Source organism: Pseudomonas baetica (genome assembly GCF_051216495.1).
GTDB classification, from domain to species: domain Bacteria; phylum Pseudomonadota; class Gammaproteobacteria; order Pseudomonadales; family Pseudomonadaceae; genus Aquipseudomonas; species Aquipseudomonas baetica_B.
The window spans coordinates 1-16,699 of the sequence record NZ_JBPKAM010000117.1; the positions used below are offsets into that span (position 1 = coordinate 1).

A 16,699-nucleotide genomic window follows, 5' to 3' on the forward strand; every position below is an offset into this window, starting at 1 on the left:
CCCCCCCCCCCCCCCCCCCCCCCCCCCCCCCCCCCCCCCCCCCCCCCCCCCCCCCCCCCCCCCCCCCCCCCCCCCCCCCCCCCCCCCCCCCCCCCCCCCCCCCCCCCCCCCCCCCACAAGGGTTTATTGCGTCAGGCAGTCACGGTCTGGTCCACCAGATGGCCGTTGTCGATTCGAACATGCCGCGGATGGAAACGCTTCAGGCTGCTGCGATGCCCAACACTGACGATGCTCAACCCTGGCAGTTCGTCGATCAGCGCCTGATACAGCGACGCTTCGTCTTCTTCATCCATCGCCGAGGTCGCTTCGTCCATGTACAGCCATTGCGGTGCGTACAGCAGCGCACGGGCGAAGGCCAGGCGCTGTTGTTCACCCGGCGAGAGCATGCGCTGCCAGTGATTGGCTTCATCGAGACGCCCTACCAGATGCGGCAAACGGCAGGTCTCCAGGACATGCACGTAGCGCTCGTTCGGATAGGTATCGCCAGCCTGTGGATAACTCAATACTTCACGCAAGGTGCCAATCGGCAAATAAGGCTTCTGCGGCAGAAACAAATGGCGCGCCGCCGGCATGCGGATACTGCCGTGCCCCGTTGGCCACAAGTGCCCCATCGCCCGAAGCAAAGTCGATTTACCGCTGCCGGAACGGCCGCTGAGCATGACACGCTCGCCCTCTTCGACGGTCATGTCGGCATTGGTCAGCAAGTGACGACCGTCAGCAAGGTCGAGGCCAAGGTTATGCACTTTCAAGGCATCGCCCTGGCTCTGCACATCGATGGCCGGTGCGCGATCTTCGTTATCGCTCATGGCCTGACGGAAGCTCAACAGACGATCACAGGTCGCACGCCATGCCGCGAGGCTCTGGTACGCACTGATGAACCAGCTGAAACTTTCCTGCACATTGCCGAACGCCGAGCTGATTTGCATCAGCTCACCAAGCTCGATCTTGCCGGACAAATAGCGCGGCGAAGCGACGATGAACGGGAAGATGATGGCGGCCTGACTGTAACCGGCGGTGAAGAACGTCAGGCGCTTGGACACCTTCATGATGTCCCAGAAGTTATGCCAGACCATCCCGAAGCGACTGCTCAACCGACGATTTTCATTCGGTTCGCCGTTGTACAGCGCAATGCTTTCGGCGTTCTCGCGAATCCGCACCATGGAGAAACGCAGGTCGGCTTCGAAGCGTTGTTGTTGGTTGTTCAGGCCAATCAAACGACGACCGATCAAATGGGTCAGCCAACTGCCCACCACGGCATACACCAGCACGCACCAGAACATGTAGCCCGGTATGGTGAAGCCCCACACTTCGATGCTGCCCGACACGCCCCACAAAATGATCGAGAACGACACCAGGCTGACAATGTTGCGAAGCAAACCAATGCCCAGCTCCAGTGTGTTGGAGGTGAAGTTGTTGAGGTCTTCGGAAATCCGCTGGTCCGGGTTATCGGTGTAGCCGCCCTGCTCCAGCCGGTAGTAATTCTTGTCGGCGAGCCAACGGGAAAAGTATTGCTCGGTAAGCCACGCCCGCCAGCGGATCGTGAGCATCTGTGTCAGGTAGAGCCGGTACACCGCACCGACAATCGCCACGGCCGCGATTACGCAGAAATACAGAATCAACCGCCAGAACGCCTCTTCGTCCTTTTGTTGCAGGGCGTTATAGAAATCCTTGTACCAGGTGTTGAACCACACCGAGATCCCGACGCTGACCAGTGACAGCGCAATGACCGCAATCAGCAACGTCCAGGCCTTGCCCTTCTCCTCGCTGCGCCAGTAAGGCGTGGTCATCGCCCATATTTTTCGAAAGAACTGCCCGCGCACAGCATCGTTGACCGCGGAATATTCAGCGTTCTGATTCATGGAAAAGGCTCGATAAAGAAAAAGGCACGCACGAACCGATCATAGATGATCGGTTCGGTTTGTCGCGAGGAACGGCCCGCATTCGTTCAGCGCGGGTTCAGCGGCGAACGGGACGTTTCTGCAGTTTGCGCTGCAGGGTGCGGCGGTGCATGCCCAGGGCGCGGGCGGTGGCGGAGATGTTGCCTTCGTGCTCGGTCAACACGCGCTGAATGTGTTCCCACTGCAAGCGGTCCACGGACATCGGGTTTTCCGGCACCAGGCTGTCGAGGTCGGCATGCTCGGACAATAGCGCGGCCAGCACGTCGTCGGCGTCGGCCGGTTTGCACAGGTAGTTGCAAGCACCACGCTTGATCGCCTCCACGGCGGTGGCGATGCTGGAGTAACCGGTGAGAATCACCACGCGCATTTCCGGGTCCATTTCCAGCAACTTGGGCAGCAGCACCAGGCCCGAATCGCCGTCCATTTTCAGATCCAGCGCGGCGTAGTCCGGCAGATCGGCCTGCGCCAGTGCAAGGCCTTCCTCAGCGGAACCGGCGGTGCTGACGCGAAAGCCGCGGCGAGCCATGGCGCGGGCCATCACCCGGGTAAAGGTCGCGTCGTCGTCGACCAGCAGCAAATGCGGCAGTTCTTCGCCTTCAACCTGGATTTCGTCACTCATGTTGGTCTCCTCGGGCGCCGTGGGGCAGACGCAGCTCGGTGAGCGTGCCGCCTTCCTCATGACTATAGAGTTTCACTGAGCCGCCGGCGCGTGTCACGCTGGCCTTGCTCAAAAACAGGCCCAGGCCGAAACCTTTGCCCTTGGTGGTAAAGAACGGCTTGCCGATTTGTTCGGCAATAGCCAGCGGCACACCGGCACCGTGGTCGCGGATGCTGATGGTCAAGTCTTCAGGATTCCAGTCCAGGGTCACCTGCAACCCTTCGGGGCAGGCATCCGCCGCGTTGTTCAACAGGTTCAGTAGAGCCTGGGTCAGGTCCGGCGGTGGCGCCATGCGCGGCACAGTGCCCTGGCCCAGGCGCTGGAAGCGATAACTGGCTTCCGGGCGCATCAGGTGCCAGCGATTGAGCGCTTCATCGAGCCAATCGGTGACGTCCTGCATGTCCACCGCCAAACGGCGATTGGCCTCCGCCGCCCGCACCAGTTGCTGCAGCGTTTCCTTGCACAGCTTGACCTGATCCTGCAGCACACTCAGGTCGTCCTGCAGCATCGGGTCGTGGTGGTCCTGGCGCATTTCCTTGAGCAACACGCTCATGGTCGCCAGGGGCGTACCCAATTCATGGGCGGCGCCGGCGGCCTGGGTGGCGACGGCCAGCAGCTGCTGATCACGCAGACCCTCTTCGCGGCGGATGGCCCGCAGCTCTTCCTGCCGGCGCAGCTCTTCAGCCATGCGCGCGGCGAAGAACGTGATCACTGCCGCCGCCAAGGCGAAACTCAGCCACATGCCATAAACCTGCAGGTTTTCCCGGGCGATCGGGAAGGTTTGCAACGGGTAGAACCGCGCCAGCAACAGGGTGTACATCGTCAGCGCGATGCCCGACAGAATCACCGAATAGCGCCATGGCAGCGTCACTGCCGCAATGGTCAGCGGCACGAGATAGTAGGAAACAAACGGGTTGGTCGAGCCGCCGGAGAAATACAGCAAGGCACTGTGGATAAACAGGTCACAGGCCAGTTGCACGGCATATTCAAGCTCGGTCACCGGCCACGAGGTGCGCAGGCGAATCGCCGTGAACGCGCACAGCAGCATCGAGCAGCCGAGGGTCGCGGCCAGTTGAAACCAGGGCAGCGGCAGCAGCTCGAGCCAGTAGGCCAGGCCCACGGAACCTGCTTGGGCAGCCAATACCAACGTGCGGATGAATGTCAGCCGCCAGAGGTTCTGGCGAGTGGCGGAAGTGATTTGAACGGGGGCGAGCATGAGCTCTCCTGATGAGCGCTCCAGGCGGGTCGCCGGAAGTATAACCAAGCGGGGGCACTGACAGGCAAACGTGCGGCAAACCGCCACAGTGAAGCAGCTGCAAGCTATTAGCTTCAAGCTGCAAGCTTTTACTTGTGGCTTGCAGCTTGAAACTTGCCGCTGCTCCATAGAGTCTGATGGTTTCACGCAGGCCCGGACCACGCCTGCGCACCACCTTAGGAGCTTTCATGCACACATTCCGCCGCAGCGCCGCCCTCCTTGCCCTGAGCGTTGGCACGATCGCCAGCTTCCCGTCCATGGCTGCCGAGGAGCTTCATTACAACCAGATTTCCCTGCGCGCCGAAGTCAGCCAGGAAGTGGCTCGCGACCTGATGATCGTGACCCTCTACACCGAAGAACAAAACACCGACCCGGCCAAGCTCGCCGCCGACGTCAGCACCACCATGAACAAGGCACTGGCCCAGGCCAAGCAGGTCAAGGACATCACCCTGCGCCAGGGCAGCCGCAACAGCTACCCGATCTACGACGCCAAGGGTCAGAAAATCACTGGCTGGCGCGAGCGTGCCGAACTGCGCCTGGAAAGCACGGATTTCGCCGCACTGTCGAAGCTGACCGGCGAACTGCTCACCGATCTGAAGATGGGGGGCATGGACTTCGCCATCGCCACGCCAACCCGCAAGGCCAGCGAAGACACCCTGCTCAAGGAAGCCGTGACGGCCTTCAAGGCCCGCGCCCAACTCGCCACCGACGCTCTGGGTGGAAAGGGCTACAAGATCGTCAACCTGAACCTCAACACTAATGGCTACCCGCAACCGTACATGCGCGCACCGATGATGATGAAAGCCGCCAGCATGGACGGCGCCGCCCCCGTAACCCCGGACGTTGAAGCCGGCACCAGCCAGGTGAGCATGACAGCGGACGGCTCGATTGAAGTGCTGATGCCTTGATTCGTTAACCCGCAGGCAAAAAAAAGGCGATCACTCCCGGTGATCGCCTTTTTTTTGCAAACAGCATCTATGCTCAATGTCGGGACGGGCGGGCAACCCCTGAAATGCGACTTCAGTTGCACTTGGTACAACCAGCAAGCAAAGCGCAATGACGGTGCAACAATAACCACTCCCATTCAGCCCCACAGGACCGGGTTTAAATAGGTAACACCTTCGCCCCGTCCACGGGCAACCCAAGGTTTGAATGCACTAAAAAAGTGCACTAAATGCACTGCAAAAACGCCTCGCAAACGGTTAAATGCGTCAAAAATTACACAAATGCGACATTAAGGTACGTTCGTGCCACCGTTTAAGGCTTATAAACGCATCGCATCTTGCATTGGGTATGGCCCCTGCATAAGTATCCGCAGGCACGACTCACGAGGTCGTCCTCAAAATCAAAAAATGACAACAAATCATGAGGCCACCATGCTCAAACAAGCGGTCATTCCGTTTTTAGTCGGCGCCAGCCTGTTGGCTAGTGCACCGTTCGCTCAAGCTGCGACTAACCTGGTGTTCTGCTCCGAAGGGAGCCCGGCCGGTTTCGATCCAGGTCAATACACCACCGGAACCGACTTCGACGCCTCTGCAGAAACCATGTTCAACCGCCTGACGCAGTTCGAGCGTGGCGGCACCGCCGTTATTCCTGGCCTGGCAACCAGCTGGGACGTCTCCGCCGACGGCCTGACCTACACCTTCCACCTGCGCGAAGGCGTCAAGTTCCACACCACTCCGTACTTCAAGCCGACTCGTGAGTTCAACGCCGACGACGTGCTGTTCACCTTTAATCGCATGATTAACAAGGATGACCCGTTCCGCAAAGCGTACCCGACCGAATTCCCGTACTTCACCGACATGGGGATGGACACCAACATCACCAAGATCGAGAAAGTCGACGACAAGACCGTCAAGTTCACCCTCAAGGATGTAGATGCCGCGTTCATCCAGAACATGGCCATGAGCTTCGCCTCGATCCAGTCCGCCGAGTACGCCGCACAGCTGCTCAAGGATGGCAAGGCCGCCGACATCAACCAGAAACCGGTCGGCACCGGCCCGTTCGTGTTCAAGAGCTACCAGAAAGACTCCAACATCCGTTACACCGGGAACAAGGACTACTGGAAGCCTGAAGACGTCAAGATCGACAACCTGATCTTCGCCATCACCACTGACCCGTCGGTGCGCATCCAGAAGCTGAAAAAAGGCGAGTGCCAGATCACCCTGTTCCCGCGTCCAGCCGACCTTGCGCCACTGAAAGCTGACAAGACCCTGAAAATGCCTGACCAGGCTGGCTTCAACCTGGGTTACATCGCTTACAACGTGATGCCGCAGGTCAAAGGTCAAAGCGTTCCAAACCCGCTGGCCGACCTGAAGGTGCGTCAGGCACTGGACATGGCGGTCAACAAGCAACAAATCATCGACTCCGTGTACCAGGGCGCCGGCCAGCTAGCCGTCAACGCCATGCCGCCGACCCAGTGGTCCTATGACACCACCATCAAGGACGCCAAGTACGATCCTGAGAAAGCCAAGGAGCTGCTCAAGGAAGCCGGCGTCAAGGAAGGCACCGAAATCGTTCTCTGGGCGATGCCGGTTCAGCGTCCGTATAACCCGAACGCCAAGCTGATGGCAGAAATGCTGCAGTCCGACTGGTCCAAGATCGGCCTGAAGGTCAAGATCCAGAGCTACGAGTGGGGCGAGTACATCAAGCGCTCCAAAGGTGGCGAGAACCAGGCGATGCTGATTGGCTGGAGCGGTGACAATGGTGACCCCGATAACTGGCTGAACGTGCTGTTCGGGTGCGACTCGCTGGAAGGCAACAACTTCTCCAAATGGTGCGACAAGCCTTATGACGATCTCGTCAAACAGGCCAAGCGTACTTCGGACCAGGCCAAGCGCACCGAGCTGTACAAGCAGGCGCAACACGTCCTCAAAGATGCTGTTCCATACACCCCTATCGCTCACTCGACGGTGTATCAACCCATGCGCGCCGAAGTGCAGGACTTCAAGATCAGCCCATTTGGCTTGAACTCCTTCTACGGCGTTAGCGTCAGCAAATAAGGTTTGGCAGCGGCGACGTTTCTGACGTCGTCGCTGCTTTATCTACCGAGAAAGCAGGAAATCGCCTACATCCAAGTCGTCTGCTGACTACAGCAGAGCGCTAGGACATATCGTCGTTTCCCACAAATCTTTCGGACTTTTCGTATTTACTGCCGGCCCTACGGTTCATACCGTCGGGAGCCGACCAGCTCATGCGTGGGTCATCGGTTTTTGCTGTACGTCATGGTTTGAAACCAATGAAGCCTCCACGTCTGCGGACGGGACGAAGGCTCATTGCCAAAACACTGAACAAGAGGGAGCGTCATGCGCCATACCTTGGTTTTATCCGCATTGCTGGGCACCGGCCTGTTGGCCGCCACTTCCATGAGCCAGGCCGCCAGTAACAGCCTGGTGTTCTGCTCCGAAGGCAGTCCCGCCGGTTTCGACACGGCGCAGTACACGACCGCGACCGACAATGACGCCGCCGAGCCGCTGTACAACCGCCTGGCAGAGTTTGAAAAAGGCGCGACCAATGTCGTACCGGGCCTGGCCACGAGTTGGGATATTTCCGAAGACGGCCTCAAGTACACGTTTCACCTGCGACCAGGGGTGAAGTTTCATACCACCAAGTACTTCACTCCGACCCGCGACTTCAACGCCGATGACGTGCTGTTCACGTTCAATCGCATGCTCGACCCGCAACAACCTTTCCGTAAGGCTTACCCGACCGAATTTCCGTACTTCAACGGTATGAGCCTGAACAAGAACATCGCCAAGGTCGAAAAGACCGGGCCGCTGACCGTGGTCATGACGCTCAACAGCGTGGACGCCGCGTTCATCCAGAACATCGCCATGAGTTTCGCCGCGATCCTCTCCGCTGAGTACGCCGACAAGCTGCTGGCCGAAGGCAAACCGAGCGATATCAATCAGAAGCCGATCGGCACCGGGCCGTTCGTGTTCAAGAGTTACCAAAAAGACTCCAACATCCGTTACACCGGCAACAAACATTACTGGGACCCGAGCCGCGTCAAGCTCGACAACCTGATTTTCGCCATCAACACCGACGCCTCGGTGCGCGTGCAGAAACTCAAAGCCGATGAATGCCAGATCACCCTGCACCCGCGTCCCGCCGACGTGACCGCGCTGAAAAACGATCCGAAACTGCAACTGATCGAGAAACCCGGATTCAACCTGGGCTACATCGCCTACAACGTGCGCCACAAGCCTTTCGACCAGCTTGAAGTGCGCCAGGCGCTGGACATGGCGGTGAACAAGCAAGGCATTCTCAACGCCGTTTACCAGGGCGCTGGCCAACTGGCGGTCAACGCCATGCCGCCGACCCAGTGGTCCTACGATGAAACCATTAAGGACGCCGCCTACAACCCGGAAAAAGCCAAGGAATTGCTCAAGGCCGCCGGCGTGAAGGAAGGCACCGAAATCACCCTGTGGGCCATGCCCGTACAGCGTCCGTACAACCCCAATGCCAAGTTGATGGCCGAAATGCTCCAGGCGGACTGGGCCAAAATCGGCCTGAAGGTGAAGATCGTCAGCTACGAATGGGGCGAGTACATCAAGCGCACCAAGAACGGTGAGCACGACATCAGCCTGATCGGCTGGACCGGTGACAACGGTGACCCCGACAACTGGCTCGGCACGCTGTACAGCTGCGATGCCATTGGCGGCAACAACTACTCCATGTGGTGCGATCCGGCTTACGACAAGCTGATCAAGCAAGCCAAGGTCGTGACCGACCGCGACCAGCGCACCATGCTCTACAAACAGGCGCAGCAGTACCTCAAGCAGCAGGTACCGATCACGCCAGTCGCCCACTCGACGGTCAACCAGCCGTTGAGCGCCAAAATCGAAGGGTTCAAGGTCAGCCCGTTCGGTCGCAACGTGTTCTCGGGTGTCAGCATCGAAAAATAATAAAACCGTGTAGCCAAACGCTGGGGGCGCATTGCGCCCTCACGTAGACGTATTGCCGTTTTTCGCCGATTCGGCGACAAGCAAACGTTTGCAATGCGTGGAATGAGTTCCAAAGCAAATAGCCGGATCACCAAAAAAGACCGGCATTAAAATAAAGAAAGTAAGGAGCTTCACCCATGAAACTGAGCAACACCGCGATGTTGGCTTTGGCCATCAGTAGCATCACCGCCACGGCTTACGCGGAAACACAAAGTCAGGCGTATACCCCGGTTACCGTGAAAGAGAAAAGTGCTCAAAGCGAAGCGACCGGCTTCGTTGACGGTCAATCGATCAGCGGCACTACCCGTAACTGGTACGCCAACGAACAACTGAAGCGCGGTGCGCACTTCAAGTACAAAAAAGACGGCGCACTGCTCGACACCGATCGCCGTATCAACTGGGTTCAGGGCACCATCGTCAAGTACAACTCGGGCTTCACCGAAGGTACTGTCGGTTTCAGCACCGAGGTGGCGGCCTACAACGCCATCGCTTTGGACCAGGACCGCAAGGACCTCGCTTCCGGTAACGGCGGTGCTCCGGAGCCAGGCCGCGTGCGCCCAGGCAACAACCGTACCCTGACCGAAGATGGCGGTGACGCCGTGGGTCAGTGGAGCAAACTGGGTCTGGCGAACGTCAAGGCCCGATTCTCCAACACGACCTTGACCGCCGGTCGCCAGAACTTCAGCAGCCCGATGGTCGATGTGATCGGCAACCGTGCGCTGCCTTCCAGCTTTCAAGGTGTAAGCCTGCACAGCGAAGAACTGGAAAACCTGACTTTCGACCTGGCCACCTTCGACCGTAACTCTCCACGTACCGAAGAAAGCCAGCGTAAGTTCCGCTCCGAATACGCTGACGAAATCATTGAAATCGATCACGTATACACCGCTGGTCTCACCTACCAGCCGTTCGCCAGCCTGACCACCAGCCTGTGGGGCACCCAGGCCGAAGACATGTGGAACCAGTACTACTTCGGCGCCACCCACGTGCTGGGTGACAGCTCGGTACTGAGCCTGACCACCGGCCTGAACTACTACAAAACCGTCGACGAAGGCAAAGCCGTACTGGGCGAAATTGACAACGACACCTACTCCCTGTCGTTCGGCCTGACCCACCAGGCGCACACCCTGACCTTCTCCTACCAGGAAGTGAACGGTAACGAGTACTTCGACTACCTGCACGAAACCAACGGCATCTACCTGGCCAACTCCCTGCTGTCGGACTTCAACAGCCCGAACGAGAAATCCTTCCAGATCGCCTACGGCCTGAACATGGCCGAATACGGCGTACCGGGCCTGAAATTCAACATCTATCAGGCGCGTGGCTGGGGGATCGACGGCACTCACTATAAAGGCGGCGCATACGACAGCGTGCTGACGATGGACGGTGAGCACCATTATGAATACGGCATCGGCGCCTCCTACGCGGTACAAAGCGGCCCGCTCAAAGCTACCACTGTTCGCGCGACCTACACTGCCCACCGTGCCAGTGAAAACCAGCTGGACGGCAGCATCAACGAGTTCCGTCTCGTGACCACCGTTCCATTCAACATTCTGTAATGCACCGGCCGCACGGCTGATTCAGTGATGAGTCGACCGCGCGGCTTTTGTCCCTTAACCGATTGCAGAGGGTTCTTGATGAAAATGCTTCCCCTACGTGCGGCCATCGCGGCCGCGTTGCTGAGTGTCGCAGTTGGCGTATCGGCCAAACCGCTGGTGGTCTGCACCGAAGCCAGCCCCGAAGGCTTCGACATGGTCCAGTACACGACCGCCGTCACCGCCGATGCGGTGGCTGAAACCATCTTCAATCGGTTGGCGGACTTCAAGCCCGGCACCACTGAGGTGATTCCGGCCCTGGCCGAATCCTGGGACATCAGCGCCGATGGCCTGACCTACACGTTCCACCTGCGCAAAGGCGTCAAGTTTCACACCACCGAATACTTCAAGCCGACCCGCGACATGAATGCCGACGACGTGGTCTGGAGCTTCCAGCGCCAGCTGGACCCGAATCATCCGTGGCACAAACTCTCGAGCGTGGGCTTCCCGTACTTTGAAAGCATGGGTTTCAAAGAGCTGCTCAAAAGCGTCGAAAAAGTCGACGACAACACGGTCAAGTTCACCCTGACCCGTCAGGAAGCCCCCTTCCTGGCCGACATCGCCATGGCGTTCTCCTCGATCTACTCCGCCGAGTACGCCGACCAGTTGCTCAAGGCCAACAAGACCGGCGACCTGAACAACAAACCGGTCGGTACCGGTCCGTTCGTCTTCCAGCGTTACAACAAGGATGCCCAGGTCCGCTTCAAGGCCAACCCGGACTACTTCCGCGGCAAGCCGCCGGCGGATTCATTGGTCCTGGCCATCGCCACCGACAACAACGTGCGCCTGCAAAAGCTCAAGGCCAACGAGTGCCAGGTCGCGCTGTACCCGAAACCGGATGACATCCCGAGCATCAAGAACGACCAGAAGCTGAAGGTCGATGAACTCAATGCGATGACCGTTTCGTACATCGCCATGAACACCCAGCACAAGTACATGAGCGACGTGCGCGTGCGCAAAGCCATCGACATCGCCTTCGACAAGGAGGCCTATGTCAACGCGCTGTTCGGCAAGGGCAATGCCACCGTGGGCGTCAACCCGTTCCCGGACACCCTGCTGGGCTACAACCACAGCCTGAAAAACCCGCCACGGGACCTGGACAAGGCCCGCGCCCTGCTCAAGGAAGCCGGCGTACCGGAAGGCACCACCTTCACCCTGTTCACCCGCAACGGTGGCGGTCCGACCAACCCGAACCCGATGCTCGGCGCACAGATGATGCAGGCTGACCTGGCCAAGGTCGGTATCAAGATCGACATTCGCGTGATGGAATGGGGCGAAATGCTCAAACGCGCTAAAAACGGCGAGCACGATATGGTATCCGCCGGATGGGCGGGCGATAACGGCGATCCGGATAACTTCCTGACGCCTATGCTCAGTTGCGAAGCGGCGAAGAACGGCGAAAACTATGCACGCTGGTGCAATGACAAATTCCAGGCCCTGATCGACCAGGCCCGGGAAAAGACCGACCCGGCTGAACGTGCAGCGCTCTATGAGCAGGCTCAGGTTATCTTTAACCAGGACCAACCATGGATCAGCATGGCGCACACTAGAATGTTCACTGCAATGCGCAACAACGTAGAGGGCTACCAAATCAGCCCCCTCACCACAAATAACTTCGCCACCACCCAGGTGAAGTAGATAAGAAACTCCCGGCAGGCCTGACCCCAGGCCTGCCGGGCACGCCTAACCGGCTGATGAGGTACACCACACGATGTTTAGTTTTATTGCCCGCCGACTGGGGTTACTGATCCCCACGTTCTTCGGCATCACCTTGCTGACTTTCGCATTGATTCGCATGATCCCCGGCGACCCCGTGGAAGTGATGATGGGCGAACGTCGGGTCGACCCCGAGATGCATGCTCAGGCAATGGAACGCCTAGGTCTGAACAAACCCCTGTATGCCCAGTACCTGGATTACATCGGGAAACTGGCCCACGGCGACCTGGGGGAATCCCTGCGTACCCGTGAGAGCGTATGGAGCGAATTCACGCAACTGTTCCCGGCCACCTTTGAACTGTCGATGGCAGCGCTGCTGTTCGCTGGTGTCTTCGGGCTGCTGGCCGGCGTCATTGCCGCCCTCAAGCGAGGGTCCCTGTTCGATCATGGGGTGATGGGAATATCCCTGACGGGATATTCGATGCCCATCTTCTGGTGGGGCTTGATTCTCATCATGTTTTTCTCGGTCAGCCTGGGCTGGACGCCGGTTTCCGGACAAAACGACCTGCTCATCGACGTGGAACGCAAAACCAACTTCATGCTGATCGATACGTGGCTCAGCGATGAACCGGGCGCTCTGCTTGACTATCTGCATCACCTGATCCTGCCCGCCATCGTGCTGGGCACCATTCCGTTGGCGGTCATCGCCCGGATGACCCGCTCCTCCATGCTCGAAGTGCTGCGTGAAGACTACATCCGCACCGCTCGGGCCAAAGGCCTGTCGCCTGCACGTGTAGTGTTCGTTCACGGCCTGCGCAACGCACTGATTCCGGTGCTGACCGTACTCGGCCTGCAAGTCGGCACCCTGCTGGCCGGCGCCGTCCTGACCGAGACAATCTTCTCTTGGCCGGGCATCGGCAAATGGCTGATTGAAGCCATCGGCGCCCGGGATTACCCGGTCGTGCAAAACGGCATCTTGCTGATTGCCTGCATTGTGATTCTGGTCAACTTCGTGGTGGACATCCTCTACGGCTTTGCCAACCCACGCATTCGTCACCAGCGCTGAGGTCAATACCCATGAGCACTCCAACTTCCTCAGTCGCCACCGCCGCCACCGCCGTGGATCAAAGCCTGCTGTACCCGTCGCCGTACAAGGAGTTCTGGCAAGCGTTCTCCAAGAACAAAGGCGCCGTTGCCGGTCTGGCGTTCTTCGCCCTGATCGTGTTCTGCGCGATCTTTGCCCCTTGGGTTGCCCCCCATGACCCAAGCGAGCAGTACCGCGACTTCCTGCTCACCCCGCCAGCCTGGCTGGAAGGCGGGCAATTGCAGTTCCTGCTGGGCACCGATGAACTGGGCCGTGATTTGCTGTCGCGACTGATCCAGGGTTCGCGGTTGTCGCTGCTGATCGGCCTGTCATCGGTGGTGATGTCGCTGATTCCGGGCATCCTCATGGGACTGCTGGCCGGCTTCTTCCCCAAGATCCTCGGCCCGACCATCATGCGTCTGATGGACATCATGCTGGCCCTGCCGTCCCTGCTGCTGGCCGTGGCGATCGTCGCCATCCTCGGCCCAGGCCTGATCAACACCGTGATCGCCATCGCCGTGGTGTCCCTGCCGTCCTATGTTCGTCTGACCCGCGCCGCGGTGATGGGCGAACTGAACCGCGACTACGTGACCGCCGCGCGCCTCGCTGGCGCCGGTCTGCCGCGCCTGATGTTCGTGACCGTGTTGCCGAACTGCATGGCTCCCCTGATCGTTCAGGCCACCCTGAGCTTCTCCTCGGCGATTCTCGATGCCGCCGCCCTGGGCTTCCTCGGCCTTGGCGTACAACCGCCAACCCCCGAGTGGGGCACCATGCTGGCCTCGGCCCGCGACTACATCGAACGCGCCTGGTGGGTAGTCAGCCTGCCTGGTTTTACCATTTTGCTCAGCGTGCTGGCAATCAACTTGATGGGTGACGGCCTGCGCGATGCGCTGGATCCGAAACTCAAGAATGCCGCCTGAGGAGATTCCCATGTCACTGCTAGAAATCAAGAATCTCAACGTTCGCTTCGGCGACAAGAACGCCACACCAGTAGTCGACGGCCTCGACCTGAAGGTGGACAAGGGCGAAGTACTGGCCATCGTTGGCGAGTCCGGTTCCGGCAAGTCCGTGACCATGATGGCGCTGATGGGCCTGATCGAGCATCCGGGCATCGTCACCGCGGACTCGCTCAGCTTTGACGGCAAGGACATGCTCAAGCTCAGCAATCGCCAGCGCCGGCAGATCATCGGCAAAGACCTGTCCATGGTCTTTCAGGACCCTATGACCGCGCTGAACCCGAGCTACACCGTCGGCTTCCAGATCGAAGAAGTGCTGCGCCTGCATCTGAAAATGTCCGGCAAGGCCGCCCGCAAGCGCGCCATCGAATTGCTGGAAAAAGTTGAGATCCCGGGGGCGGCCAGCCGTATGGACGCCTATCCGCATCAACTGTCCGGCGGCATGAGCCAGCGCGTCGCGATCGCCATGGCGATTGCCGGCGAACCGAAACTGCTGATCGCGGACGAGCCAACCACCGCCCTCGACGTGACGATCCAGGCACAGATCATGGAGCTGCTGCTGGCGTTGCAGAAAGAGCAGAACATGGGCCTGGTGTTGATCACTCACGACCTTGCCGTCGTCGCCGAAACCGCCCAGCGCGTGTGCGTGATGTATGCCGGTCAAGCGGTCGAAGTCGGCCAGGTGCCACAACTGTTCGACATCCCGGCGCACCCGTACAGCGAAGCGCTGCTCAAGGCGATTCCGGAACACAGCCTGGGCGCCACGCGCCTGTCGACCTTGCCAGGCATCGTGCCGGGTCGTTACGACCGTCCACAGGGCTGCCTGTTGTCGCCGCGCTGCCCGTACGTGCAGGACAACTGCCGTGCGCAACGTCCGACCCTTGACCCGAAAAGCAACAGCCTCGCCCGCTGCTTCTACCCGCTGAACCAGGAGGTGGCGTAATGGCCGTCGTACTTACCGCCCGCGACCTGACCCGTCACTACGAAGTGTCCCGTGGCCTGTTCAAGGGCCATGCCACCGTACGTGCCCTCAACGGTGTGTCGTTCGAGCTGGAAGCCGGAAAGACCCTCGCCGTCGTCGGTGAGTCGGGCTGCGGCAAATCCACCTTGGCTCGCGCCCTGACGCTGATCGAAGAGCCGTCCTCGGGATCCCTGAAAATCGCCGGTCAGGAAGTGGCCGGCGCTGACAAGGCCCAGCGCAAGCAACTGCGCAAAGACGTGCAGATGGTGTTCCAGAGCCCATACGCTTCGCTGAACCCACGGCAGAAGATCGGTGATCAGCTGGCCGAGCCACTGTTGATCAACACCAACCTGTCGGCCGCCGAACGTCGCGAGAAAGTCCAGGCGATGATGAAGCAGGTCGGCTTGCGTCCCGAGCACTACCAGCGTTATCCGCACATGTTCTCCGGTGGTCAGCGCCAGCGGATCGCCTTGGCCCGCGCCATGATGCTGCAACCGAAAGTGCTGGTGGCGGACGAACCGACCTCGGCATTGGACGTGTCGATCCAGGCGCAGGTGCTCAACCTGTTCATGGACATGCAGCAGGAGTTCAACACCGGTTACGTGTTCATCTCCCACAACCTGGCCGTGGTGCAACACGTGGCCGATGACGTGATGGTGATGTACCTCGGTCGCCCCGTGGAAATCGGACCGAAGCACGACATCTATGCCCGCCCCCTGCATCCGTACACCCAGGCACTGCTGTCGGCGACACCGACCATCCATCCGGATCCGTCCAAGCCGAAAATCAAGATTGTCGGTGAGTTGCCCAACCCGCTGAACCCGCCACCGGGCTGCGCGTTCCACAAGCGCTGCCCGTACGCCACCGCACGCTGCAGCACTGAAGAGCCGGCGTTGCGCCAGCTCGACACTCGTCAGGTGGCGTGCCACTACGCCGAGCAGTTCCTGTAAAAACTGTGGGAGCGAGCCTGCTCGCGAAGGCGTCCGTTCAGTCACATCATTGTCGACTGACAGACCGCTTTCGCGAGCAGGCTCGCTCCCACAGAGATTTGTGTTATCCACAGCCTCTTTTTTTTCGATTGCTCAACAATCGAGGCAAAAGGGGTTTTGTTTTGCCTGCAATTTACGTCTGGCTATCCCCTTCATCCGGGTCATCCGAGTCCGGCTCATCGGTGGTCGAGTCATCATCGCCTTCGCTGCCACCCTGCCCCTTGTCACCCGGTTCCGATTCGGACGCCGCGATCATCAGCGCACCCTGCCCGGCCTGCCCGCTCGACGCCTGGGTTTCATGATCCTCACACTCGGCCCAGGCTGTCGCACTGCCGAGCGTCAACATCACCAACACCTTCAACAGCAACAAAACACGCAACAATCTGTTCATAGCCGAATCCTTCCTCTCTCGAAGTACCTGTCTGGCGCTGAATAAAATCTAGTCCCGATCGACCCGGTTCTCCAGATAGGACGCTAACGAGTGGGCGGAAATGCGATGGCTGTAGAGACCGGATTTGAATAATCCCTATAACCAAACCCACTACCATCCAAATCCCTGTGGGGGGGGGGGGGGGGGGGGGGGGGGGGGGGGGGGGGGGGGGGGGGGGGGGGGGGGGGGGGGGGGGGGGGGGGGGGGGGGGGGGAGAGGGGGGAGGGGGGGGGGGGGGGGGGGGGGGGGGGGGGGGGGTGCGGGGGGGGGTGTG

General features: G+C 59.7%; 13 protein-coding genes. 9 read left to right on the forward strand and 4 right to left on the reverse strand.

Annotated elements, in window-relative coordinates; genetic code table 11:
- Nucleotides 1-131: 131 nt before the first annotated feature.
- The 3 genes from ACSFE6_RS27180 to ACSFE6_RS27190 all read right to left on the reverse strand — a co-directional run bounded on the left by ACSFE6_RS27180 (nt 132) and on the right by ACSFE6_RS27190 (nt 3,772).
- Entirely contained in the window at nt 132-1,859 is a 1,728-nt protein-coding gene (locus ACSFE6_RS27180; protein ID WP_435430486.1) for an ABC transporter ATP-binding protein/permease, read from the reverse strand.
- 97 nt (nt 1,860-1,956) lie between these two features.
- Nucleotides 1,957-2,517: a response regulator transcription factor gene (locus tag ACSFE6_RS27185; protein ID WP_150703605.1), complete on the reverse strand. Its 561-nt coding sequence runs from the start codon at nt 2,515-2,517 to the stop codon at nt 1,957-1,959.
- A complete protein-coding gene (locus tag ACSFE6_RS27190) occupies nt 2,510-3,772 on the reverse strand; it encodes an ATP-binding protein (RefSeq protein WP_435430487.1) in 1,263 nt (420 codons plus the stop codon). Before ACSFE6_RS27190 ends, ACSFE6_RS27185 begins: the two co-directional genes overlap by 8 nt.
- A 227-nt stretch (nt 3,773-3,999) precedes the next feature.
- Here ACSFE6_RS27190 and ACSFE6_RS27195 point away from each other — a divergent pair, with 227 nt between their 5' ends.
- The 9 genes from ACSFE6_RS27195 (at nt 4,000) to ACSFE6_RS27235 (ending at nt 15,956) form a co-directional block, all read left to right on the forward strand.
- On the forward strand, nt 4,000-4,719 hold the full coding sequence (locus tag ACSFE6_RS27195; RefSeq protein WP_435430488.1) for an SIMPL domain-containing protein: 720 nt from the start codon (nt 4,000-4,002) through the stop codon (nt 4,717-4,719).
- Between the two features lie 468 nt (nt 4,720-5,187).
- Nucleotides 5,188-6,813, forward strand: a complete 1,626-nt coding sequence (locus ACSFE6_RS27200) for an ABC transporter substrate-binding protein (protein WP_435430489.1) — start codon at nt 5,188-5,190, stop codon at nt 6,811-6,813.
- 303 nt (nt 6,814-7,116) lie between these two features.
- On the forward strand, nt 7,117-8,718 hold the full coding sequence (locus tag ACSFE6_RS27205) for an ABC transporter substrate-binding protein (protein ID WP_435430490.1): 1,602 nt from the start codon (nt 7,117-7,119) through the stop codon (nt 8,716-8,718).
- A gap of 176 nt (nt 8,719-8,894) precedes the next feature.
- Nucleotides 8,895-10,313, forward strand: coding sequence for an OprD family porin (locus ACSFE6_RS27210; protein ID WP_435430491.1), 1,419 nt, complete (start codon nt 8,895-8,897; stop codon nt 10,311-10,313).
- Nucleotides 10,314-10,391: 78 nt separating this feature from the next.
- Entirely contained in the window at nt 10,392-11,987 is a 1,596-nt protein-coding gene (locus ACSFE6_RS27215) for an ABC transporter substrate-binding protein (protein ID WP_435430492.1), read from the forward strand.
- A 73-nt stretch (nt 11,988-12,060) separates the two neighbouring features.
- Nucleotides 12,061-13,071: an ABC transporter permease subunit gene (locus ACSFE6_RS27220; RefSeq protein WP_435430493.1), complete on the forward strand. Its 1,011-nt coding sequence runs from the start codon at nt 12,061-12,063 to the stop codon at nt 13,069-13,071.
- An 11-nt stretch (nt 13,072-13,082) separates the two neighbouring features.
- A complete protein-coding gene (locus ACSFE6_RS27225; RefSeq protein WP_435430494.1) occupies nt 13,083-14,009 on the forward strand; it encodes an ABC transporter permease subunit in 927 nt (308 codons plus the stop codon).
- 10 nt (nt 14,010-14,019) lie between these two features.
- Entirely contained in the window at nt 14,020-14,988 is a 969-nt protein-coding gene (locus tag ACSFE6_RS27230; RefSeq protein WP_435430495.1) for an ABC transporter ATP-binding protein, read from the forward strand.
- The gene (locus tag ACSFE6_RS27235; RefSeq protein WP_435430496.1) at nt 14,988-15,956 is read left to right on the forward strand and encodes a peptide ABC transporter ATP-binding protein; all 969 of its coding nucleotides are present in this window, start codon (nt 14,988-14,990) and stop codon (nt 15,954-15,956) included. Before ACSFE6_RS27230 ends, ACSFE6_RS27235 begins: the two co-directional genes overlap by 1 nt.
- Nucleotides 15,957-16,128: 172 nt before the next feature.
- On the opposite strand, the gene ACSFE6_RS27240 is transcribed toward ACSFE6_RS27235, so the two are convergent.
- A complete protein-coding gene (locus ACSFE6_RS27240) occupies nt 16,129-16,386 on the reverse strand; it encodes a hypothetical protein (RefSeq protein WP_435430497.1) in 258 nt (85 codons plus the stop codon).
- Nucleotides 16,387-16,699 lie beyond the last annotated feature (313 nt).